Raw genomic sequence first — 24,403 nt, forward strand, 5'->3', positions numbered from 1 at the left:
ATGATAATTTAAACATAAATTACCTAGTATAAAAATTATATTTAATATTAGAGGTGTGTAATATGTTAAAAATTAAAGAGATAGTTATTGGTATGGTAAAAGAACTATCATATATGTCAATATTAGTAGCTGTTTTATTAATTATGACAAATTTAATATAAGAAGGTAAATTTTATGAAAGCGGCTAAAAGAAATATAAATGATGTTAAGGTTATAAGCTACTATACAGGATATATAGTTATAGGAACAGCTCTTCTTATGCTAATACCTATATTAACTTCAATAATTTTAAAAGAATATGAACCATTGCTTGATTTTATTATAAGTATAAATATATCGCTTATAATAGGGTTTGGCCTAATACTAATAGGAAATACAAATAAAGATAAAATATATATGGAATGGAAGCACGGATTAATAGCTGCTTCCCTTTCATGGATACTACTTATGATACTTTGTGCAATACCATATTATTTAAGTGGCCATATGAAATCTTTTCTAGATGCATGTTTTGATGTTATAAGTGGATTTACAACAACGGGAGTATTTTTACTTCAAGATATAGACCATTTAAGTGTAAGTTTAAATTTATGGAGACATATCTTAACTTTTGTTGGTGGCCAAGGTATGGTTGTACTTGCAATAATGTTTTTATCTTCAAAAACTCAAGGAGCTTACAAAATGTATGTTGGAGAAGGTAAGGATGTTGAATTAGCACCAAACACAAGAAATACAACAAGATTGATATGGATAATAAGTTTATTGTATTTTGCAATAGGGACTTTTGTACTATGGATAAATGGTATGTTTATAGGTCTTAAACCTATGAGATCTCTTTATCATGCAGCATGTATATTTGTATCTGCATGGAGTACTGGAGGGTTTTCACCAATGAGCCAGAATATGTTATATTACCACAGTTTCTCTTATGAAATAGTAACGGTAATATTCCTTGTACTTGGGGCATTAAACTTTGGACTTCACTATGCTATATGGAAGGGTAATAAAAAAGAAATTTATAAAAATATAGAAATTCAAACTTTTACAGCTACAATATTGCTTACTTCATTCTTTATAGTAAAAGGATTAGCTAGACTTAATGTATATCCTGATGCAACTGCTATATTTAGAAAAGGTGTATATGGATTATTATCAGCTCACACTACAACAGGATTTATGAATTTATACGCAAGACAGTTCGCTCTAGAATGGGGAGATTTTGCTATACTAGTAATGATAATTGCAATGTTATTTGGTGGATGTGCTTGCTCTACTGCAGGAGGATTTAAAGCTCTTAGAATAGGTATTGTATTTAAAGGATTTATAGCAGATATTAAAAGAAGCTTAATTTCAGACAGAAGAGTAAAAACTTTTAAATACCATCACCTAAAAGAACACACTTTAGACAGTGATGTAGTAAAATCTAGTGCTTTGATAATTATACTTTATATGATTTTATTCTTAGGAGGAACAATGCTTGGATGTTACTATGGATATCCAATGTTAGACTCAGCCTTTGAGTCAGCATCAGTAACGGGAAATGTTGGTTTATCAATAGGTATAACTTCAATTACAATGCCAAACCCTCTTAAAGTATATTATATTATAGCAATGTATTTAGGTAGACTAGAGTTTATGGCAGCCTTTGCATTAATAGGATTTGCTATTGGAGGAATAAAAAAATTATGTATAAGAAAATAAGTAAAGTATTATTAATAATATCTATTTGTACAATATTTATAATACCTTTAAAAATAAATGCTAATGAATATACTATAAATGACTTAATAGAAAATGGAAAAAGTTTTGATAAAAAAGAAATAACAATAAAAGGTGAAGCAATAGGAGAATCTCTAAAAAGAGATGACCATACTTGGATAAATATAAATGATACCACTAATGCTATGGGGGTTTACATGACTAATCAAGATGCTGATAAAGTAAGTAAATTTGGTGGATATAGTAAAGTTGGAGACACAATAGATGTTAAAGGAACTTTCAATAGAGCATGTAAACAGCATGGTGGAGATATGGATATACATGCAAAAGAAGTTGATGTAATAAAGGAAGGTAAAAAGACTACTGAGATAATAGAAAAAAATAAAATCTACACAGGCATAGTATCTACTGTAATAGTAATACTTATGGGATATATAGTATATAAAAAACAAAAATAAAATATGAAAATACTGGAATGCTATTTCCAGTATTTTTTTGACCGTTTTATAATAGTTCTTAGGCTAGTAAGAATTATGAATTCATAGAATTTAAAAATCCTACTCTATAATATGAATAAAAAGCATTCAAAGAAGGGTAGGACTTTAATATATAAATTAAATTTTATTTTTGGAAATTTTTATAAAATACTATGTAATCTTTAGTCTTTAAAGGTTTAGAAAAATAAAAACCTTGAGCAGAATCGAAGTTTAGAAGTTTAAAAATTTTAAGTTGAGTTTCATTTTCTATTCCTTCAACAACTGTTTTTATATTAAGCTCATTTGCTAAATTTGCAATGTATTTAACCACATTAAATTGAACTACATTATTAATTTCCTTTACAAAATCTATAGGAATTTTTATTTCATCAAATTTTATATTAAATAACTTACTCAAGGAAGAGTATTCAGTTCCAAAATCATCTATAGAAATTAAAAAACCAAAATCACTTAAAGTTTTTATTCTTTCTAATACATACAAATTGTTTTTAGACGTAATACTTTCTAGTATTTCCAGGGTAATATTTTGGGGATTTATGTTGTAATTTTGTGCTATTTCAATGATTTTTTCGCAAGTACTAGGGTTTTGAAGCGTTTTTAGCGAAATGTTTACGGAACACTGTTGGAAAAGTCCCTCAAAAGAAAGAAAATTTTGAAACTTACATGCTTCTTCAAATATATAAACATCTAAAATGTTCATATTACCCATACTTTCAATTACGGGCAAAAAATCACTAGGATTTAATTCACCCAATATATCGTTATTCCATCTACATAAAGTTTCATATCCTAAAATTTTATTTGAGTTAATAGAAATCTTAGGTTGATAAACTGCATATATTTTGTTATTATTTAAGTCATTTGTAAACTCTTTTTTTAGTAAATTAACTTTATCAAACTCATCTTTTAATTTATTTTCAAATTCGACAACAGCACCATTAGCATTCTTTTTACTAACATACATAGCGTAGTCTGCTTCTTGAACAACTCTTAAAACATCTTTAGATGTAGTATTTATGCTATATCCAACATCTAATTCTATACAAATTTCACAATCATTATTTGGAGAATTCATATATCTTTTTTTATTAAAATGTGAAGATAAATTATCTATATCATCTTTGTCTATTGAGTTTATAATAAATATAAATTCATCTCCACCGTATCTACAAAATAATGTTTCTTTATTTATATCCTTAGAAATAGACTTTAATAAATTAGCTACAAATATTAATGCATTATCCCCTGACTCATGACCATAAATATCATTTATATCTTTAAATTTTCTTATATCAAAGAAAAATAAAGTGTAGTTATTAGTAAAAGATTTAGAGGCTGAGTTAAACCCAATTCTATTATATATTTTACATAAATAGTCTAACTTAGATTGTTTTTTTATACCTTTTAATAACTTTATGTTCTTATCTAAGACTAAAGTATCTCTAAATATAAGTAAAAGTATGCTTATTATAGTTACATTAATATATTTATAAGGTAAAATGCTAGAATCTATGAACTTAGAAACATAAAGATATAATAATAAAAACAGTATAGGTATTATACCTAAAAATGTATTAGTAATTTTATTATTAATTTGAGTATGTTCATCGTCAATATACTCTTCATTTATATATTGGTCTTTGATAAGGTAATATAAAAATATTAGATGTAAGATTATATGAATAAAGTTGTTTAAACTTAAATGAAGAATATAGGCAGATTTAGGGTCTAATATTTTTAGCATATAGCTACTATAATATATAAAGTTTGAAACAAAGAAAGATGCTAATAAAACAGAGCTAGCTTTTCTGAATTTCTTTTTATATATTGAAAACATAAAAAGTAGCATAACAAAAAATCCATAAAATATCATAGATATTTGTTCTAAATTTGAAAAAATAATTTTGACATTTTCAGATTTAAGAAAATAAGATTTTAAAAATGTAATTAAAAACATATTGTCTAAACTATCAAAAAACAATATAGCAATAGGAATAAATGCAATTAAAGAATCTCTTAATACAATATAAAATATTTTATATTTGGATATGTATTTAATTAATTTAATTAAATAATATGAAGTACTTGCAAAAAATATTATTATAAGTAAATAGTCAATAAATACTGGAAATTCTTGTTTTATATGTATAGAAAGTAGTATTGATACTAAGTCTATAGTAGAAAGTAAGTACATGATAGATAAAATACTAAGTAAAATTTTATGAATTTCATTAGTATTTTTAATTTTCTTTGTAGTATATATAATAGATGTTAAAATTTGTAAATTCCATATTACGTTGGTTAAAACATAGATATCATTTCCACCTAAAAAAGAAATATGATTAAAATCTACCCTACTAGAAACTATAAAAACCACACATGTAATTAATACTTGAATCCAAAAAAATAAACGCATATATCCACATCCTTAAAAAATACTTACAAATACCTATTATACCCTTTTTACAACTAAATTAAAATCAAATCGACATAAATTTCATAATTAATTAAAAATTTAATGTATATTAAGTATTTTTAGAATATATATTAATTATTCTTTACACAAAAACTAATATGTGTTATATTGTGGACAATTGGATAACATAGCTAATAAATTAAAATTTTTATCAGAGGAGATGGAAAATGGAAATATTAATTACACAACAGGCAAAAGCTGAATTAGATAAATTACTAAAAAACAGCGAGCATAAATATATAAGAATAGTAACAAAAAGAGAATCTATATTTGAAAAAGGTAGATTAGATTTTACATTTGATAAGAAAGAAGACGATGACTTACTTTTTAAAGCAGAGGGATATGAGATAGTAATAAACGTAAAATTAGCTGCTCAATTACAAAACTTAACTATATCTTATGGTGGGCTACTTAGCAGAGATAAATTTACAGTAGAAACTGATTTTGGATTATTCAAATATTAAAAATATTTATAAATAGATAAAAAGTCGCTTCGCTTAAGCAACTGCGTTGGCGCTACACTTCATGTCGCCAACGACTTCATCCGTTGCTCAAAACAAAAAATTTAATTAATTATGAATTTAAAATAAAGAATTGGTTAATATATTATTACAAAGGTGATGTAGATTACCTTGTATCTAAACACACTAGATAAAAGCTAGGCAATAACCTAAATCTTTTACTAGTATCTATTGGGTGTCTAGATAGATGAGATGTCTTAGGATATCATATTAAATAACCTAACTGAGATTAAAATTACCTCTTTTTAAACTCATGACTGTTAGTAAATGAAGTCAATAGCCAATAGGTGACTAAATGCTAAGTAGTAGATGTTATTTAATAAAAGTCGAAAAGAGGGAAAAGCATAAGCTTTGGTAAAAGGCACTAGATTTGATGGATATAACTATTAAATCTATTGTCTTTTATTTTTTTGTAAATTAGAAAAAGTCATATAAAAGAGTTAGGCTAATATAGAATACAAAAAAGAATATACATAGGATATTATACATATATTCTTAATTAATTTATTTGAAATAATTTTAATAAATTTTTCTATTAGAATTAATCATATTAATAATTGATAATGATAGTATTAAGCAATTTTTCTATCATACAATAATGCGGCATTTAATACTACTAATACTGATCCTAAGTTATGAACAAGGGCTCCAGTTACAGGATTAAGCAATCCTAGTACTGATAAAATAATTGCAATAATATTAATTAGCATCGCTATAGTAATATTAAACTTAATTGTTTTTAATGTAGAGTTAGAAAGTCGTTTGATATATTCTATTTTACTAATATCATCTCCCATTATAGCAATATCAGCGGCTTCAATAGCAATATCACTTCCCATAGTTCCCATTGCGATTCCAACTGTAGCCGTTTTTAAGGCAGGCGCATCATTGACACCATCCCCAACCATGCATATTAGCTGTCCTTTGTTTTGTATATTAATTATAGCTGATACTTTATCTTCTGGAAGTAATGATGATTTTATTTCTTTTATTCCAACTTTATTACCTATATACTCAGCAGATTTTTTATTATCTCCAGTTAGTAGTACAGTTTGTGAAATTCCACTTTGTGAAAGTTTATTTATCATAGTATTTGCATTTTCTTTTATCGTATCTGAAAGAGCAATAATTCCTATAATACAATTTTGTTTTGCTGTAATAATAATAGCTTTTCCTTGTTCTCTTAATGATAATATTAAACTATTAATATCCTCAGGAATATTAATACCTTCCTCAATCATCAACTTTTCATTACCGCATAATATTTTATTATTTTGTACTTTAGAAACTACGCCTTTTCCAACAATCATAGAAAACTCTTCTGGTTCGCAAATATCAATTTTATTTGTTTTTGTAAAAGATACTATTGCTTTTCCTATAGGGTGCTCTGAACGGGTTTCAGCTGAACCTACACTTTTTAATAACTCATTTTCTGAGATATTAATAGGGATAATATCTGAAACAACTAAATTTCCATGAGTTAATGTACCTGTTTTATCAAAAGCGACCACATTAATTTGTCCCATACTTTCAAGTGCTTCACCAGATTTTATTAAAACTCCAAATTTCGTTGCTTGACCAATTGCAGCTACAATAGATGTTGGTGTAGAAAGAGCTAAGGCACATGGACAAAATACTACAAGTACTGTAACTGCACGTGTAATATCTTTTGTTATAAAATATGTAATAATAGCAATAGCACAAGCTGTTGGTACAAACCAAGCCGACCATTTATCTACAACTCTTTGCATCGGTGCTTTATTATCCTCTGCTTGTTTTACTAGTGATATCATTTTTTGCAATGATGAATCAGAAAAAGACTTTGTAACCTTAATATCTATTGAACCGAAACAATTAATTGTTCCTGTATATACCTTGTCACCCTTAATTTTATCAACAGGCAATGATTCTCCAGTCATAACAGATTGATCGATAGATGTTTGACCAAATTCAATTATTCCATCGGCAGGGATATTCTCTCCTGGTAAAACTCTAAGAATATCATCAATTTGAATATTTTCTGGGTCTATAAATTCTTCTTTTAAAGTTCCATCTGAGTGGTAAATAATTTTTCTACCTTTAGCAGGAACCAGCTTTAAAAGTTGTGTAATTCCTTTTTTAGTACGGTCAACTGTTTTATCTTCAAGCCATCCACCTATAGCCATAATAAATGCAACTTCACCTGCTGCAAAGACCTCTCCTATAAAAATACATGCTATCATAGCAATAGTAATAAGTAGTGCAGAGCTAATATAAAAACTTTTAACAACTCTTTCAATCGCTATCCAAGCAAGTGGAAATCCAGATATTAATATAGATATCCATGCTGGATCAATTAAAAATTAAAATTCCCAAGTAATTCCATGTGTTCTAATAAACTAATTCCTAAAAATATTCCAGATACAATAATCATTGGAAAGGAATTAAGAAAATCATTGATTTTTTTCATATTTCACCTCATTTTAAATTATTAATAAAAAAAATATACATATACCCCTATAGGTATGTATTAGAAGTGAATTATCTTAAAGTCAATAAAAAAGTCGCTTGGCTCCTGTCGCTAACGACTTCGTCCTTTGCTCAAAATGTTTTTTATACTCAAAACCAATTTATTAATATAACTTACTTTCATGAATTATCCACAGAAAATGAAGTATCATAATATCCTTAGGCATAAAAAAAGTAGTTTATATAAACTACTTTTTTTATCCCATTCTTGAAAAATGTTCAATGGCTTTTGCAAAGTCTTTAATTGTTTTTTCAGTATCTCCATGTTCAATACCATCTTTTACACAATGGTTTATATGACCTTCTAATACTAACTGTCCAACTTTATGCACTGCTTTTTTTACTGCATTGATTTGAATTAAAACATCTTCACAAGGTATATCTTTATCAACCATTTTATCTATGGCATTTAATTGTCCCATTATCTTTTTTATCCTTTTATGTAAATTATCTGAATCCATACATTGACGCATAGTCTATCCTCCACCTTTAAATTCTATCTATTATGTAGAAGAATATCATTGGTATTTAGTAATGTCAATAAAATATATACAACAGTTAAATTTTTAGATATATTTCTTACAATAAGAATAAATAGCTATTGATTGTTTATTTTTTGCTGTAAATTGGAAAAATTAGTTGACACATAAAAATAAAGTACTATACTTAAAGTGTAAATAAAATTTAAAAATTGCTAGGGGAGCCATATGGCTGAGAGGATTACCGACCCTTATACCTGATCTGGATAATGCCAGCGTAGGGAAGCTTTATAAGACTTGACACAACAAATATTATTTTAGATAGTTATAAATCTAAACATTAATTTTGATATTTATTGTACATAAAGCTATACCTAATCAGGTATAGCTTTTTTTACGTTTAAGAAAATTAAATGCTAAAACTTAAATTAGGGGGGCTTTAAGATGTTTAATTTAATTGAAAAGGTGAAAGACGTAAATCCATTAGTTTTACATTATACAAATAATGTAACTATAAATGATTGTGCTAATATAACGTTAGCATTAGGGGCAAGCCCTTTGATGAGTTTTTCATATGAGGAAGTAGAAGATATAGTAAAAGCAGCAAATTCAGTAGTTATAAACATAGGAACTATGAATTCAGAGTTATTAAACTTATATCTAATAGCAGGTAAAGTTGCTAATAAATATAAAAAGCCTGTTATATTAGATCCAGTAGGTGTATTTGCAACTGAAGCTAGAACAAATCTTACAAATAAACTTTTAAATGAAGTTAAGTTTGACGTAGTAAAAGGAAATGTGGCAGAAATTAAATTTATAGGTGGATTTGATGTAAAGGGAAAAGGTGTGGATTCATTTGATGATGAAACAGATTGTACAGAGATTATAAAAAAAGTAGCTAAGAAGTTAGAATGTGTAGTAGCAGCAACAGGAAAGACAGATATTATAACAGATGGAGATAAAGTTTATAAAATAAATAATGGAACTGAAAAACTTAAAGGAATAACTGGAACTGGTTGTATGAGTGCAAGTTTAATTGCAAGTTTCTTAGGGTGTGATGAAGACACATTAGAATGTGCCACTATGGGAGTTTTAACAATGTCTTTATGTGGTGAATTAGCTGATAGTCAAAATCCAGCTATAGGAAGCTTTAAAGTGAATTTAATGGATGAAGTATATAAATTAAATGTTGATAAATTAAATACATATGCAAAGATAGAAGAATTAGCATTAGCTTAATAAAACAAAAAGAATGGAGAGATAGATATGTTATTTACTGAGCGTTTATTTGAAGGAAGTAAAGATATTTGGGAAAGTTATTTAGAGCATCCTTTTTTAAAAGAAATAGGAGAAGGAACTTTAGATAAAGAGAAATTTAGAAAATACCTTATACAAGATTATTTATATTTAAAAGAATATACAAAAGTGTATTGTATGGGAGTTGTGAAAAGCAACACTATAAGAGAAATGAATATGTTTTATGAAGGTGCTGATGGGATCTTAAATGATGAAACAGCAAATCATATTTCATACTTAAAAGGTTTTGGAGAAAATATGGATGAAATAGAAAAATATGAGTATCACAAAAACAATGAAAGTTATACAAGCTATATGAAAAATGTATCATTAGCAGGTGGGGCTAAGGAAATAATATCTGTAATACTTCCTTGCACATGGAGTTATAACTATATAGGACTTAAATTAAAAGAAAACTATAAAGATTGTATAGAAGATAGTTTTTATAAAAGTTGGATAGAAACTTATAGTAGTGAAGGATATACTAAGTTTACAAATGATTGGATAGATTTTACTAATGAAATATGTAAAGACCTAAGTGAGGAAGAAGAAAGAAATCTTATAAGTATATTTAGAAAAGCTAGTATATATGAAATGGACTTTTGGCATATGGCATATGAAGGGAGTGAGCTAGCTTATGTTTAATAGTATATTACTTGTAGTTTGTGTAGTTCCATTAGTTTTATATGTTTTAAAAATAAGAAAGTATAAATTTAAAACAAAAGAAATGGTTGTAATAGCAATGTTTAGTGCAATGAGTTATATATTATCATTAATTCCATTTGTAAGATATCCTCAAGGTGGAGGAATTAACATGTTCTCAATGTTACCATTGTTATTGGTATCAGTTTTATATTCAAGAGAGGCAGGACTTACAGCCGGTCTTATAACAGGAACTATAAGCTTATTAATAGGCGGATACATAATGCACCCTGCTCAAGTTATCTTAGATTATGCTATTCCTGATATGGCACTAGGTCTTAGTGATATGTTTGGAAAAGATGATAAGAAAAAAATTATATTTGGTAGTTTAGTTGCAATATTATTAAATACAACGTCACACTTCTTATCTGGAGTATTTTTCTTTGGTCAATTTGCACCAGAAGGAATGAACCCCGTACTTTATTCATTCTTATACAACTTCTCAGGTCATGGAGTAGAAGGAGTACTTTGCGTAGTTATAATGGCATTACTTCCATTAGCTAATTTAAGAAAAGTTGCAAGTTTACAATAAATACTTTCATGACATAAATTATCAAATTGTAAATAAATTGTAAGAATATTGTTATTTTATTGTAAATACTTATTATGCAAAATTTGGTATCATTAGTTTAAGCTAAACGAATTTTAAGCAACGGACGAAGTCGTTGGCGATATGAAGTGTAGCGCCCACGCGGTGGCTTAAAGCGAAGCGAATTTTAATAATAAGGAGAATAAACTGATGAAACTAAAAGTGAGTTTACTGGCATTAATGATGAGTTTAACTTTAGTAGGATGTGCAAATCAATCAACTACTACTGAAACTAAAAAAGATAGTAATCAAGTACAAGAAAATATAGATTCACCAAAAGACAACGCAAAAGATGATAATGAACAAAGTGATGATATACAAAAAGAAGATATAGAGGCAAAACAAGAAGCAAAAAGTGATAAAGTTAAAAAAGAAGAATCTAAAAAGAATTTAAAGAAGCAAGAAGAGAAAAAAGAAGCAAAATCAGAAACAACAGATTTTAAAATATACACAGCAAAAGAAGAAGACACTCAAAGCATAGTTGAATTTGAAACTATAAAAATAAAAAATAGTGCTTCAAAAGAAGACAAAATAAATGAGCTAATATCAGCTTTAAAAAATGATTACTTCAAAGATGATGCACAAATGGTTTTACAATCAATAGACAAGAATGGTATTTTAACTATAAACTTAGTAGACCAACAAAAGTGGGCTAAACACTTTGCAGGATCAACTGGTGGAGCTATATCTCAAGCTGCTATAATAGAAACTTTATTACAAAGAGATTACCAAGGTGATTGGATAAAAGGTGTTAAAGTTTTAGTTGATGGTAGTGATGAGGAAGTATTTGATCATGCATCATTTGTAGATGTATTTTATAGATAATAATTATTAAAGAGCTATCTCTATATAGATAGCTCTTTTTCATTAAAAAATAACTATAAATGATTTTAGTTAATCAAAATATAAATTAAATAAAGTCTTTATTTATTTGCTTTAATATGTGTTTTAATTCTTCAAAACTATTATCATTTGTATTCTTAAAAGAAATATTGTAAAAATCAGTAAGTATTTTATTTGTAATATCTATATATTCTGTTCCTTTTTTAGTTAAAAAAACATTGAAAAATCTCTTGTTATTCTCATTTCTAACTCTTTTTATCAAATCTTTTTTTTCTAAAGACTGAGCCATCCTAGTTGCAGCAGCCTTATCGATAGATAAATTTCGAATTAACTCATCTTGAGGAATGCCATTAAAATTTATCACTTCTTTTAAGTAAGAAAACTCAGAATTAGTTATCTCTAAATCAATAAGATTTTTACCTATAAATGTTGTGTAATTTTTTCTAAACAAAGCTATGTTTCTTATTAAATCTAATATATCATTACTATCCAAATATATTACCACCTATCTCATTCTAATGTACATGTAACTAAAATAAAGTTAAAAAATTAAATCCATAACATATATACATATTTTAACATTATAAAATATTAAAGTAAAATCTAAATCATATTTTAATTGTTGACATATCAACTATAAAAATATATACTTTTAAAGTTGATATATCAACTTATTAAAATTATAAGGGTAGGTGATTAAATGGAAAATCAAAAAGTTAAAGCATCTTTATTTAAAGCTACGTTTATGATGATAAATTTTATTTTTTACTTAAAAGTATTTGGAAACGAAAATATAATGCTAGGCACAGTGCTAGGTATAGCAGCAATTATGTTTTTAAGAAGAGATTTTAGAGAAGAATTACTATACAGAGCCACTACATTTTTAATAATAAATCTTTATTTAGTGGTAGCTTCATATTTAGTAAATTTAAATATTTACATAGGCATTATTTTAAATTTTACTACTATATTTACAATAACTTATTTATACATGAATGATTTTAAAAATCCAACATCATATATGTTTTTAATGATGTATATATTTATGATATCGACTGAAATAACACAACAAGAATTGCCTACAAGATTGCTAGCAGTAGGTGCAGGCGTAATTATAATAATTATAGCTCAAGTAATGATTAATAGAACAACAGCAAAAGAAAAATCAGATATTGCTATAAACACTATAATAGATAAATTAAAAAAACAGATAGATAATTTAATATTAGAAAAATATGATGAAAAAGAATCAATAAAAATAAATCAACAAATAAGATATTTAATTGCATCTACAAGTATAAAAAGATATAAACACTTTAAACATAATAAAGTTGCAATAAAACAATTTAGTATAGGTATATGTTTATCAAGATTAAATACAATGATAAGTCATGTGGCAAGTTTTAAGGTTGATAAAGAGAAAAAAAATGAATATTTAAATGATTTAAAAATTCAAGTTGAAAATATTAATAACTTAAATAAAAATTTGCAAACTATTGAACAGGTAAATTTTAGAGTTGATGAATTTATAAATAAATATAAAAATTTAAATTTAAAACTAATAGATGAAAGTATTTATGTTTTCAAAATATTTAAAGAAATAATAGATTATAGTGAAGAAAATAAAGAAAATGTTGTAACAAAACTTTATGAAAATATAAATACTAAAAAGCCATTTAATTTGTTTAAATTAATGAGAGAAAATTTTAATATAAATTCATTAAAGTTTAGATATTCAATCAGACTAGCAATAGGGATATCAATAATGGTATTTTTAGCTCAGATTACTAATATTAATCATGAATCTTGGATAATACTTAGTTGCTATGTAGTGTTACAACCATATAAAGAGGATGGACTTATAAAAGCTCAAAAAAGATTTATAGGGGTTATTATAGGAGTAACTATATTTTTTATAGTATTTAGTATAATTAAAGATCGTATATCAATTCAAGTTGTACTATTTATAGGGTTTATAGGATATTTTTATTTCGCAGATTATAGTAAAAAAGTTGTAATGACTACAATATTATCTTTAACTGTAGCATCGATATCTGAAAATATACACACCATATCTATAAATAGATTTATACTTGTAACAACAGGCATAGTTATAGGACTTTTATTTAATAAATATTTTTTACCATATAACATAGAAGATTCTATAAAAGAACTTAAGTATAAATACAAAAAAAATACAAGGCAAATGTTAAATGAATTAGATGAAATAAAGCATGGTAGATTAAATATGTTGAATATTATAAATTTATCTATAGATAGAAATAAAATTGAACAAAATTTGATTTTAAATAGTAATAAGTTAAATAAAGGTAATATAAATACGTTTATTCATGATCAAAGTATAAAAATGGGTAGTGAAAAATATTTAATATTAAACTATCTATATTTAAATTACTATCAAAAAAGAAGCAATTTTAATTGAAAAATAAGTAGAAAAAAGATAGAGAGCTAATATTAGATCTCTATTTTTTTTTATATTTATAAATTTTTGCTAGGGTTAATTACACTTAAAGCATCCATAAATAATTTTATAGATGTCATTTATTAATATAATTTAATCTTTGTCTAATGTTGACTTTAACAATATTAATGATACAATTAATATTGTTAAAGTCAATATGGAAAAAAATGTTAATTAAGTTAAAGGGGAAGAATATGAATGAAAAAAAATTACCACAATGGATATTATCATTAGACGAAGAAGATTTAAATTTTATAAAAAACTTCATAATTACATCAGGATCATTAAAGGAAATATCTAAGTTATATGAAGTTTCTTATCCAACAGTTAGACTTCGTTTAGATAAACTAATTCAAAAAATAGATTTAAATGATAAGCAAGAACAGCAACCTTTTTGTACATTTATAAAAGGTCTAGCAATTGATTCTAAAATTGATTTAGAAACTGCAAAAATGATTATTGAAAAATATAAAGAAGAAAAGGAGGAAAAATAATATGTTTAAATTTTTTATGGCAATAATGGTAGCAATTGTTGTATTAGCAACACAACAATATTTAAGTACAAGAAAAAATTGGGTTATGGGAGGATTTTTACCTATTATATGGTTAGGATTTTCAATTTGGATAATTTATTTTAGTCACTTAAAAACTAACCATTCTTTAATACCAGCATGTGTAGTAATGTTTTTAACTTTAATGTGTGTTTGGGCAGAAGGAAGAGAGTCACTTAAAAAGAGAATAAATGAAGAACTAAATAAAATGAAAATACATGATATTAAGTAATAATATATGTTAAGCAAAGAGGGGATAGCATTGGAAAGATATTTTGATAAAATAAGTTTATTTAAAATAATATAATAAGATTAATTCTGAGATTGTAGACTCTATACTATCTGAACCTGTAGCAAAATCAAGCTTTATTTCAACTGTATTTTTATTCACTTTTACCGTTATACTAGCACCAATTGTTGAAGAAATTGTATTTAGGGGAATATTACTTCGTAGAATTTCTTTCAAATTTGGGATTCGTAAGGGAATAATCCTATCATCTATTGTATTTGCAATCCTTCATCCAGGTCTTGGACATATTTTTTCATTTATAGCAGGTGTAATTTTCTCATTGATATACTTAAAATACAACAATATTTTAATAAATACCATAACTCATATGTGTCACAACCTTGTATATTTTTTAGGTACGGTGTTCTCAATGTTTTTTACAAATCAAAATACATCTATATCTAATATAGAAAGTACTATATATATTTTTGTAGGGGTATTGGGACTTATATTTTCTTTTAGATATTTATTTAAGTATGTAAAAGTAAATTTTCCTGATAAAGATAGTGAAAAGAATGTATTGCTTTAAACTACTAAGTTTATTATCTTCATAACTTATATTAAGTAGTGTATAATAACTATACGACAAAATGAAAGGGGGACGAACTGTTTTGAATTGGATAACATTATTATTTTTTGCAATATGCTCAGTCATTACAGCGGTTATATCTTTTATTTCTGAATTATCTGTAAGTATGTCTAGATTTACTGCTAGTGAGTCATATCCGGGAGATATTACTTTTGATGAAAAAGTGTTTTTTTTCATATCCCATAATATCATTTTTTTTATTTTACTTGTATTAATTGTTTTTCCACTAAAACGATTACTAAAAAATAAAATTACTTCAAAGAAAACTAATTTTAATATTTATACTATTTTTATATTATCAATAGTTATATTCGCTATTTACAGATATGTATATATTTTTAGTTAGATTAGAGTAGTATAAAATTGTTAAAAATGAGACAATTATGCATATTATGAAAAACATGACACAATTATGGTATAAGATGGTTACAAATTTTAATTAGGAACTGTTAAAATATGACTATATAGGGGCTGATATTAGTTGGGATAGACCTATAGTAAAGATAAACTATGATAATAATGAGCTTATATTAAAAATAGGAAGCAAAGAAGCTATAAAAAATGGAAAAACTATAAGTTTAGAAAAAGAACCATACATATACAAAGGTAGAACTATGGTTCCATTAAGATTTGTATCAGAATCTTTAGGATTAACAGTAAATTATAGAGATAAGAAAGTAGATATAATAACACCTAAACTAAAAATAAACAATATAGAAATAGATTCAATAGATAACTATTGTCCTATGACTATGGGGGGAATACTTTCTAAAAATAAAAATAATCTCTATGCTACTCGTATCAATAATGTAATAGAAGCTTCTAAAACTAATGAAGTAGATATTGATAAATTTTCTGAAAGATTGTATGACTGGAAAGGAAAAGAGTATTTCCATGAAAATTATGAATATGCATTTTTAGATAAATCAAATAATAAAATAGCAGAGTATAAAACGTATACATGTCCTGATTGGAGTGATATAAATAATCCAAAAACTATTTGTTTAATGGAAGACGTTACAAATTCAAAGTGGTACGTTATTAAAACACAAGATTTAAAAAAATTTCAATCATTATATGGTATAGGTGAATGGACACTTATATCAAATACTGTTGCATAGAAAAAATTGGATTTAATTGTTATTTTAAATTCTATTTACCTTATGATATATTTTTACTTGGAATAAAATAAATTGGAGGAGTTTTATGAGGAATAACATTATTAAAGTACTTATCTTTACATTTATATCATTTATATTCTTTGATTATAATTCGTATGATATAAATGCTAATGAAAAATTATCAACTAGTACAAATATACAGAATGAGGAAGTAAATATACCTGATAAAATTTTAAAAGAAGTTGTATTAAGAACATTAGGTAAAAATCCTATGGATAGTATAACTATAACTATATCTGACATGGAATCTTTAACTAGTTTAAGTTTCTGGGCAGCATTTTCTTCTGATAAAATTTCGAATTTAGAGGGAATACAATACGCTAAAAATTTAAAATACTTAGATGTTAGCTATAATAAAATATCAGATATAGGGCCACTAACAAATTTAACAAATTTAAAGGACTTAGATGTTAGTTATAATAAAATATCAGATATAGGTCCATTAAGAAATTTAACAAAATTAGAACGCTTAAATTTAGATTCTAATCATATTTTAGATTTTAGTCCACTTAAAAACTTGCCGAATAAGGAAAAATTTAGGTATGGAACTATATTAGAACAAAATGTATATTATGATGAAGTTCGTTTAACAGGTGATAGTTTTAAGATTAAAAATCCATTTATAGGTATTGATGGAGAAATGCTAACTGAACTGTATGGTCAACGTTATGGGAATTATATGGGAAGGTCTGAAGGTGATTATCTAATATGGGACAATATAACGGAAAAAGATATTAGAGAGTCAAATTTTCAACTAATAGCGGCTTATTATTGGGATTATTACTATGATGGAATGCATGATTATAATCGTGTTAGTGAATTACATATACCAATAGCACCGTTTAATGATATATATAATCACTGGGCAGAGGATACTATAAGAGAATATGAACGTAAAAAAATAATTGCGAAAGATGTTAGGTTTAGACCTAATGAAGCTATGACTAGAGCAGAATTTGTAAAAATATTTAATAAAACATTTAAGCTAAGCAAGCATAGTGGGAAAACATTTAAAGATACTAAAAATCATTGGGCATATTATGAAATTGATATTGCAGTAACTAATGGAGTATGTAATGGAAAAACAGAAACAGAATTTAAACCTGATGATCCTATAACAAGGCAAGAAGCTGCGACTATGTTATCAAACTACTTGAATTTATCTGACAATAACATAGACAAAATAGTTAAATACAAAGATAGCAATGACATATCTAGCTGGGCTAAGCCTTCAGTAGAAGGTGTAATTGAAAAAGGCTATATGGGTGGATATAGTGACAATACATTTAGGCCTAAGAATAAAATAACAAGAGCAGAAGCATTATCTATGTTAAGTAGAATAAAATAAAAATATAACTTATATAAAAAACAGCGTGAGTTTAATACTTTATAAAACTCATGCTGTTTTAATTTAATATAATTTATATTTTAAATCGCTTTTTTGTCTAAATCACTATTAATAGAATTAATATGAGACATATAAAGCTTTGTCTCCTTAATAACAACAGGCATAAGTAGTATTAGAGCAATTAAATTTGGAATAGCCATAAGACCATTAACTATATCTGCAATTATCCATACCATTTCTAATTTCAAGAAAGAACCTAAAAGAACCATCAAAACAAATACTAATCTATATCCTTTTATACCTTTAGTACCAAATAAGAACTCAAAGCATCTTTCTCCATAATAACTCCAACCAAGTATAGTTGTAAAAGCAAATAAACTTAAACTAAGAGTTAAAAATAAAGGACCTACATTCGGTAGCACACTTTTAAAAGCGGCCTGTGTCATAAGAGCACCGTTTAAATCTCCAGTCCAAACCCCTGATAATATAATAGCAAAACCAGTAAGTGAACATATAATTAAACTGTCTATAAAAGTACCAGTCATAGATATAAGACCTTGTTCAGCTGGCCAATTAGTTTTAGCCGCAGCGGCAGCAATTGGAGCACTACCAAGTCCTGATTCATTTGAAAATACACCACGAGCGATACCATTTCTAATAGCCATAGCAACACTAGAACCTAAAAAACCACCTACAGCAGCAGTTGAGTTAAATGCCCCATCAAATATAAGTGTAAATGTAGTCGGAATTTTATTAAATGAAGTAAACACAATTAATAAACACATAAAGATATATATACCAGACATAAATGGAACTATAGCTGTTGCCACTTTAGATATATTTTGAATTCCACCAAATATAACTAAGGCTACGATTAAAGTTAATATAATACCAGTAATTCTTGGATCTATTCCAAAGCTACCATTTATAGAATCTGTTATAGAGTTAACTTGAGTAAATGTACCTATCCCAAGTAATGCTACTAAAATACCACTTACAGCAAAGAATATTGCAAGAGGCTTGAACTTTTGTCCTAGACCATTAACTATATAGTACATAGGACCTCCAGATGTTTGGCCATTTTCGTCCTTAGTTCTATATTTTATAGCAAGAACACCTTCAGCATACTTAGTTGCCATACCAAAGAATGCTGCAAGCCACATCCAAAATAGTGCTCCTGGTCCACCTACCTTTATAGCAGTAGCAACACCGACAATGTTACCAGTACCAACAGTAGCAGCAAGAGCTGTACATAGTGCTGAGAAACTAGAAATATCACCATTTCCATTGTTTTCAGCCTTAAAAATTAATCTTAATGCAGTTGGAAGTTTAGTGATTTGTAAAAATCCAAGTCTGAAAGTAAATAAGACACCAGTACCAACTAATAATACTAGTAATGGTGGTCCCCATATAAATGAGTCCACAGAGTTTAAAACATCAATTAAATTCATAAAGAACACCCCTCATATCATTGTTTAATAAATTAAACAATTTAAAATTTTAAGCTAAATAAATCTTTGGAGTAAAATGAATTAATTGACAGGAATGAAGAAAAAAGTTTATCCCTAAAAATAACATTTAAACAAAATCATATTTTAAAAACCTTAGAATAAGATTAAACTTTTCAATAAGATTAAATTTTGCAATAGAATTAATTTTGAAATAAGATTTTGTTATAAAATAATAAAAGCTAAATCTAATATTAGATTTAGCTCTGGATAAACGAACGTACTATAAATGAGTACCAAAAAAGTACTAAAAAATAGTTTATAATCCCTGTCCTTTTGCCTGAGAGATTGAGCAGTATTGCCTTGCCCCTTCGGCGCCTATAATAGGTCTCTCCAGAGTTCCCTAAACTTTACAGTCCTACTTTAGAAAAAGTACCTGAGAGTGCGACTCCGTCGGTGTGTTAAAATTAACAACTCTTCTATAAAGCTTCAAACGGGTATTTAATTATGTTAGCATTATTCACTATCTATAATATTAAATAAACTAAAAAATGTCAACAATTTAATTCGTTTCGTATACTAACAATTGAATGAAATATGGAAAAAATGTATATTTATTGCATATAAAATTATTTAAATTAGTAGATACTTCAAAATATATGTTAATATAATAATTATGTAAAACAATATGCTCATATGGGCAATCAAAGGAAGGTAATAGAATGAAGAAGATATTAGTACTAGCAGAAAAACCTTCAGTAGGTAGAGATATAGCTAGAGTATTAGGATGTAAAAATGAAAAAAATGGATATATAGAAGGACCAAAATATATAGTAACATGGGCACTAGGACATTTAGTAACATTAGCAGACACAGAAAGTTATGGTCAGCAATACAAATCTTGGAATATAGATGATTTACCAATACTTCCAAAGTATTTAAAAACTGTAGTAATTAAAAAAACTAGTAAACAATTTAACACAGTAAAAGCTCAAATGAATAGAGAAGATGTATCTGAAATAGTAATAGCAACAGATGCAGGACGTGAAGGAGAGCTTGTTGCTAGATGGATAATAGAAAAAGCACAAGTTAAAAAGCCACTAAAGCGTTTATGGATATCATCAAGTACAGATAAAGCAATAAAAGATGGATTTAATAAACTTAAAGATGCTAAAGAGTATGAAAATCTATATCATTCAGCAATAGCAAGAGCAGAAGCTGACTGGATAGTTGGGATAAATGCAACTCGTGCACTTACAACAAAGCACAACGCACAACTTTCATGTGGTAGAGTACAAACTCCAACACTAGCAATGATACTAAAAAGAGAAAATGAAATAATGGAATTTAAACCTAAAAACTACTATGGAATAAACGTAATAGGAACTAAAGGATCAAGTAGCCTTAAATTTACATGGGTAGATAACAAAAACTCAAGTAGTAGCTTTAACGAAGAAAAAGTAGATAATACAATAAAGAAAATAAATAACTCAAAAATAGAAGTAACAAAAGTAAATAAAAGTCATAAGAAAAAATATTCACCAGCACTATATGACTTAACAGAATTACAAAGAGATGCAAATAAAATATTTGGATATTCAGCAAAAGAAACACTATCAATAATGCAAAAACTATACGAACATCACAAAGTACTTACTTATCCAAGAACAGACTCTAGATACTTAACTACTGACATAGTAGAAACATTATCTGATAGAATAAAAGCAGTAAATGTAAGTGATTACTCAAGAGTATGTACAAAACTATTAAAAACAAAAATAAAAGGAAATAAATCATTTGTTGATGACTCAAAAGTAAGTGATCACCATGCGATAATACCAACAGAAGAAAGAGTATTCTTAGGGGATTTAAGTGACAAAGAAAGAAAAATATATGACTTAGTAGTTAAGAGATTCTTAGCAGTACTTTGTCCTCCATTTGAATATGAACAAACAAGTATAGAAGCTAAAATAAATGATGAGAAATTAACTGCTAAAGGTAATAAAATAATATCTTTAGGATGGAGAGAAACATACAAAGATAGCGATGATGAAGAAAGCTATGATAGTATACCAACAGTTAAAGAAGGAGATACGTTAGAGGTAGAAAAGATAAATAAAACTACTGGAAAAACTAACCCTCCATCATATCTAAATGAAGCTAGTTTACTTACACAAATGGAGAAAAATGGACTAGGAACAGTAGCTACAAGAGCAGATATAATAGAAAAATTATTCAATACTTTCCTACTAGAGAAAAAAGGAAAAGACATACACATAACATCAAAAGGTAAGCAATTATTAGAACTTGCACCAAAAGATTTAAAAACACCAGAATTAACATCTTCTTGGGAAAATCAATTAAATGATATATCAAAAGGGAAGTTAAGCAAAAACAAATTTATAGGAGAAATGAAAAATTACTCTACAGATATAGTAAGAGAAATAAAACAAAGTGACTCTAAATTTAAACATGATAACTTAACTAAAAATAGATGCCCAGAGTGTGGAAAGTTCATGCTTGAAGTAAACGGAAAAAGAGGTAAGATGCTAGTTTGTGAAGATAGAGAATGTAACACTAGAAAAACTGTATCACAAACAACAAATGCAAGATGTCCAGTTTGTCATAAAAGACTAGAACTTCGTGGAGAAGGAGAAGGAAAGACATTTGTTTGTAGTTGTGGACATAGAGAAAAATTAAGTACATTTAATAAAAGAAAATCAGAAGAAAAGAATAAAGCATCTAAAAAAGATGTAAATAAATATCTAAAAAATCAAAATAAAACTGAAGAAAACTTCAATAATCCTTTTGCAGCAGCTTTAGCGAAATTAAAGAAATAAAAGTAATATAGTGTCGTTTAAAGAAGTTGAAACAAAGGGAACGATAAAATAATATAAAAAAATATGTAGAAATATACCAAAATTACTCTTAAGAGTAATATGAAATTAAAAAAATGGGTGATACAATAAAAGTATCTTAAATATATTTATATTTAATAAAAATTCCCAAAATTATTGTAAAAAATCGCATTTCTTTTGAGTAATTTAATTCTGATTTTTTTGCAAAAAACTCAAAAAATAGCTTTCGATTATTTCGAAAGTTATTTTTTTTGTAAATAATTTAAGTCATGTAAATATAAAAGGGAGATTGATTAAGACTAAATATATATTTTTTAAAAAAAAGTAGCAAAAGGTAGTAGGAAAAATTATACAATAGTATTATTAAAAATTAATACATAGAGGAATTTAAATTAAAGCTTAGTACGTATATAATCAATAGTGATAAAAAACTTAAACTCAAATTATCAATACAAAAGTCTATTACAAAAAATCTTATTATGATATTGAAAAACTAATTGTGCTTAAAATTAGGAAAAATAACTTCTGAAACTACCAGAAGTTATTTTTTTTTGTAAAAATAACTATCATAATAAGATAAAATTTGTTGTATTTTTAATAAATATACTGAATCAATACTAAAAAGAATAAAAATTATACTTAAGAGTAATTTTCTGAAAATTCGCTGAAAGATACTATTATACTAACTAATACTTTTAAGGAAGGATAACTTTATTTTATGTCATTTAAATATAGGGTATATGGGTTAAATATAGAGTCAGAAATTAAACTGGAAGAACTTATAAAAATAAAAGAAAATCAATGTAATCATATAGATGTAAAAATAAAATATGGTCAAGTCTGTGAGAAAATAAAAAAACAAGTAAATGACAACTCGTGGATAGGTACAGATATAAATGATATTTGTATATATATTAAAGATATTGCAATATACCAAATAAAAAATGGCAATACAATAATAGTAGAACCATTAAAAGATAAGGATAATGAAAGAATAAAATCATTTTTATTAGGATGGTCATTTGGAATATTGTTAATCCAAAGAAAGACTATAGCATTACATGGATCAGCTATATCAAAAGGAGATAAAGCTATTATAATATCAGGAAAAAGTAAAGCTGGTAAATCAACATTAGCATCAGCCCTTAACAATAAAGGATATAAATTTTTATCAGATGATGTAGTAGCACTAGATATGTTAAACGACAATGTACTAGTACATCATGCATATCCAGAAAAGAAAGTGTGTAAAGATGTTATGAAAGTTTTAGGATATGATGAAAAAAACTACAAGATAAATAAACAAAATGCTGAAATAATAAGATACAAAGTACCCGTAACAGAAATATTTGAACCAAATCCTCGTAAAGTAAAAGCTATATTTGAAATAGTATCTAAAGATGAATATAAAAAAGTTAGTATAGAAAAATTAGAAGGAAATAAAAAAATTGACTATATGCTGAATAACATATACTTCTTTGGGGTAGAAAGTTCAATAGGAACGAGACCTGAGTATTTCAAAAAAGCAATTCAATTAATCAATAGTGTTCCTTTGTATAAAATAAAAAGGCCTAGTGGCAAAATAACAATAGAAGATCAGATGAACTTAATAGAAGAAGAATTGTCAGAATTATAAAATAATTTATATTTCTTATTTATAAAAAATAAGATTAATATAAAAATAAAACAAAAGGGGGAGGGAGATATTATGAAAGAGTGGAAAAAGCCTAAAATAACGTCTTTAGGAATAGGAAAAACTGAAAGTATAAGTAAAGATCCTTTAGGGATAAGGCCACTAGGAAAGGATGAGAGTAGTAGTAGTAATCATAAGCCACCAAAACCGCCAAAGCCACCAAAATCATAAAATATTAAAATAATTAACTAAAATTTAAATCTCACTTTATATATCAATTATATAAGGTGGGATTTTTTGTGTTACATGTATGTAGAAACAAATTAATCCTATTACTTATATGGTTAGCACAAAAAGGAATACAAAACTACACCAGTGGGTAGTATTCCAAACT

Annotated in this window: 21 protein-coding genes, 1 pseudogene and 2 riboswitches; of the genes and pseudogenes, 17 read left to right on the plus strand and 5 right to left on the minus strand. The window is 26.4% G+C overall.

Annotation, left to right across the window (positions count from 1 at the left end; translation table 11 throughout):
* Positions 1-174 precede the first annotated feature (174 nt).
* Positions 175-1,701, plus strand: a complete 1,527-nt coding sequence (locus NWE74_RS16470) for a TrkH family potassium uptake protein (RefSeq protein ID WP_258244058.1) — start codon at positions 175-177, stop codon at positions 1,699-1,701.
* Positions 1,686-2,177, plus strand: coding sequence for a hypothetical protein (locus NWE74_RS16475; protein ID WP_258244059.1), 492 nt, complete (start codon positions 1,686-1,688; stop codon positions 2,175-2,177). The genes NWE74_RS16470 and NWE74_RS16475 overlap by 16 nt, the downstream gene beginning before the upstream one ends.
* 163 nt (positions 2,178-2,340) lie before the next feature.
* Here the strand turns inward: NWE74_RS16475 and NWE74_RS16480 are convergent, their stop codons facing one another.
* Positions 2,341-4,632, minus strand: a complete 2,292-nt coding sequence (locus NWE74_RS16480; RefSeq protein ID WP_258244060.1) for a bifunctional diguanylate cyclase/phosphodiesterase — start codon at positions 4,630-4,632, stop codon at positions 2,341-2,343.
* Between the two features lie 227 nt (positions 4,633-4,859).
* On the opposite strand from NWE74_RS16480, the gene NWE74_RS16485 reads away from it, so the two are divergent.
* Positions 4,860-5,156 carry an iron-sulfur cluster biosynthesis family protein gene (locus NWE74_RS16485; RefSeq protein WP_258244061.1) on the plus strand — a complete coding sequence of 99 codons (297 nt, stop codon included), beginning with the start codon at positions 4,860-4,862 and terminating at the stop codon, positions 5,154-5,156.
* Between the two features lie 629 nt (positions 5,157-5,785).
* On the opposite strand, the gene NWE74_RS16490 is transcribed toward NWE74_RS16485, so the two are convergent.
* Both NWE74_RS16490 and NWE74_RS16495 read right to left on the minus strand, forming a co-directional pair.
* Positions 5,786-7,549: a cation-translocating P-type ATPase gene (locus NWE74_RS16490; protein WP_330666438.1), complete on the minus strand. Its 1,764-nt coding sequence runs from the start codon at positions 7,547-7,549 to the stop codon at positions 5,786-5,788.
* A 369-nt stretch (positions 7,550-7,918) separates the two neighbouring features.
* Positions 7,919-8,194: a metal-sensing transcriptional repressor gene (locus tag NWE74_RS16495; RefSeq protein WP_258244063.1), complete on the minus strand. Its 276-nt coding sequence runs from the start codon at positions 8,192-8,194 to the stop codon at positions 7,919-7,921.
* 213 nt (positions 8,195-8,407) lie between these two features.
* Positions 8,408-8,501, plus strand: a riboswitch (TPP riboswitch).
* A 143-nt stretch (positions 8,502-8,644) separates the two neighbouring features.
* Here NWE74_RS16495 and thiM point away from each other — a divergent pair.
* The 4 genes from thiM (at position 8,645) to NWE74_RS16515 (ending at position 11,612) form a co-directional block, all read left to right on the plus strand.
* Complete coding sequence (gene thiM, locus NWE74_RS16500) at positions 8,645-9,439, plus strand: hydroxyethylthiazole kinase (protein WP_258244064.1); 795 nt, start codon at positions 8,645-8,647, stop codon at positions 9,437-9,439.
* A 27-nt stretch (positions 9,440-9,466) separates the two neighbouring features.
* Positions 9,467-10,141, plus strand: coding sequence for a thiaminase II (tenA, locus tag NWE74_RS16505; protein WP_258244065.1), 675 nt, complete (start codon positions 9,467-9,469; stop codon positions 10,139-10,141).
* The gene (gene thiT, locus NWE74_RS16510; RefSeq protein WP_258244066.1) at positions 10,134-10,730 is read left to right on the plus strand and encodes an energy-coupled thiamine transporter ThiT; all 597 of its coding nucleotides are present in this window, start codon (positions 10,134-10,136) and stop codon (positions 10,728-10,730) included. Before tenA ends, thiT begins: the two co-directional genes overlap by 8 nt.
* 207 nt (positions 10,731-10,937) lie before the next feature.
* A complete protein-coding gene (locus NWE74_RS16515) occupies positions 10,938-11,612 on the plus strand; it encodes a hypothetical protein (protein ID WP_258244067.1) in 675 nt (224 codons plus the stop codon).
* Between the two features lie 85 nt (positions 11,613-11,697).
* On the opposite strand, the gene NWE74_RS16520 is transcribed toward NWE74_RS16515, so the two are convergent.
* Complete coding sequence (locus NWE74_RS16520) at positions 11,698-12,123, minus strand: MarR family winged helix-turn-helix transcriptional regulator (protein WP_258244068.1); 426 nt, start codon at positions 12,121-12,123, stop codon at positions 11,698-11,700.
* A gap of 207 nt (positions 12,124-12,330) precedes the next feature.
* Between NWE74_RS16520 and NWE74_RS16525 the strand changes: the two genes are divergently transcribed.
* The 7 genes and pseudogenes from NWE74_RS16525 (at position 12,331) to NWE74_RS16550 (ending at position 18,070) form a co-directional block, all read left to right on the plus strand.
* Positions 12,331-14,073, plus strand: coding sequence for an FUSC family protein (locus NWE74_RS16525; protein WP_258244069.1), 1,743 nt, complete (start codon positions 12,331-12,333; stop codon positions 14,071-14,073).
* A 233-nt stretch (positions 14,074-14,306) separates the two neighbouring features.
* Positions 14,307-14,606, plus strand: coding sequence for a DUF2089 domain-containing protein (locus NWE74_RS16530; RefSeq protein WP_258244070.1), 300 nt, complete (start codon positions 14,307-14,309; stop codon positions 14,604-14,606).
* Position 14,607: 1 nt separating this feature from the next.
* Complete coding sequence (locus NWE74_RS16535; RefSeq protein ID WP_258244071.1) at positions 14,608-14,895, plus strand: hypothetical protein; 288 nt, start codon at positions 14,608-14,610, stop codon at positions 14,893-14,895.
* Between the two features lie 136 nt (positions 14,896-15,031).
* Positions 15,032-15,286: pseudogene (locus tag NWE74_RS19320) on the plus strand (CPBP family intramembrane glutamic endopeptidase); the annotation flags it as partial.
* A 36-nt stretch (positions 15,287-15,322) separates the two neighbouring features.
* On the plus strand, positions 15,323-15,481 hold the full coding sequence (locus NWE74_RS16540; protein ID WP_258244072.1) for a hypothetical protein: 159 nt from the start codon (positions 15,323-15,325) through the stop codon (positions 15,479-15,481).
* A gap of 524 nt (positions 15,482-16,005) precedes the next feature.
* Complete coding sequence (locus NWE74_RS16545; protein ID WP_258244483.1) at positions 16,006-16,662, plus strand: copper amine oxidase N-terminal domain-containing protein; 657 nt, start codon at positions 16,006-16,008, stop codon at positions 16,660-16,662.
* An 85-nt stretch (positions 16,663-16,747) separates the two neighbouring features.
* Positions 16,748-18,070: an S-layer homology domain-containing protein gene (locus NWE74_RS16550; RefSeq protein ID WP_258244073.1), complete on the plus strand. Its 1,323-nt coding sequence runs from the start codon at positions 16,748-16,750 to the stop codon at positions 18,068-18,070.
* A gap of 80 nt (positions 18,071-18,150) precedes the next feature.
* Here NWE74_RS16550 and NWE74_RS16555 read toward each other — a convergent pair whose 3' ends face one another.
* Positions 18,151-19,521 (minus strand): alanine/glycine:cation symporter family protein, encoded by a 1,371-nt coding sequence (locus NWE74_RS16555; RefSeq protein WP_258244074.1) that lies wholly within the window; start codon positions 19,519-19,521, stop codon positions 18,151-18,153.
* A gap of 315 nt (positions 19,522-19,836) precedes the next feature.
* Positions 19,837-19,925, minus strand: a riboswitch (glycine riboswitch).
* Between the two features lie 315 nt (positions 19,926-20,240).
* On the opposite strand from NWE74_RS16555, the gene NWE74_RS16560 reads away from it, so the two are divergent.
* The 3 genes from NWE74_RS16560 (at position 20,241) to NWE74_RS16570 (ending at position 24,240) form a co-directional block, all read left to right on the plus strand.
* Entirely contained in the window at positions 20,241-22,358 is a 2,118-nt protein-coding gene (locus NWE74_RS16560; protein WP_258244075.1) for a DNA topoisomerase III, read from the plus strand.
* A gap of 736 nt (positions 22,359-23,094) precedes the next feature.
* The gene (locus NWE74_RS16565; RefSeq protein ID WP_258244076.1) at positions 23,095-24,012 is read left to right on the plus strand and encodes a hypothetical protein; all 918 of its coding nucleotides are present in this window, start codon (positions 23,095-23,097) and stop codon (positions 24,010-24,012) included.
* A 72-nt stretch (positions 24,013-24,084) separates the two neighbouring features.
* Entirely contained in the window at positions 24,085-24,240 is a 156-nt protein-coding gene (locus NWE74_RS16570) for a hypothetical protein (protein WP_258244077.1), read from the plus strand.
* The last annotated feature ends 163 nt before the right edge of the window (positions 24,241-24,403 follow it).

The organism is Romboutsia lituseburensis (assembly GCF_024723825.1).
Classification (GTDB): domain Bacteria; phylum Bacillota; class Clostridia; order Peptostreptococcales; family Peptostreptococcaceae; genus Romboutsia_F; species Romboutsia_F lituseburensis_A.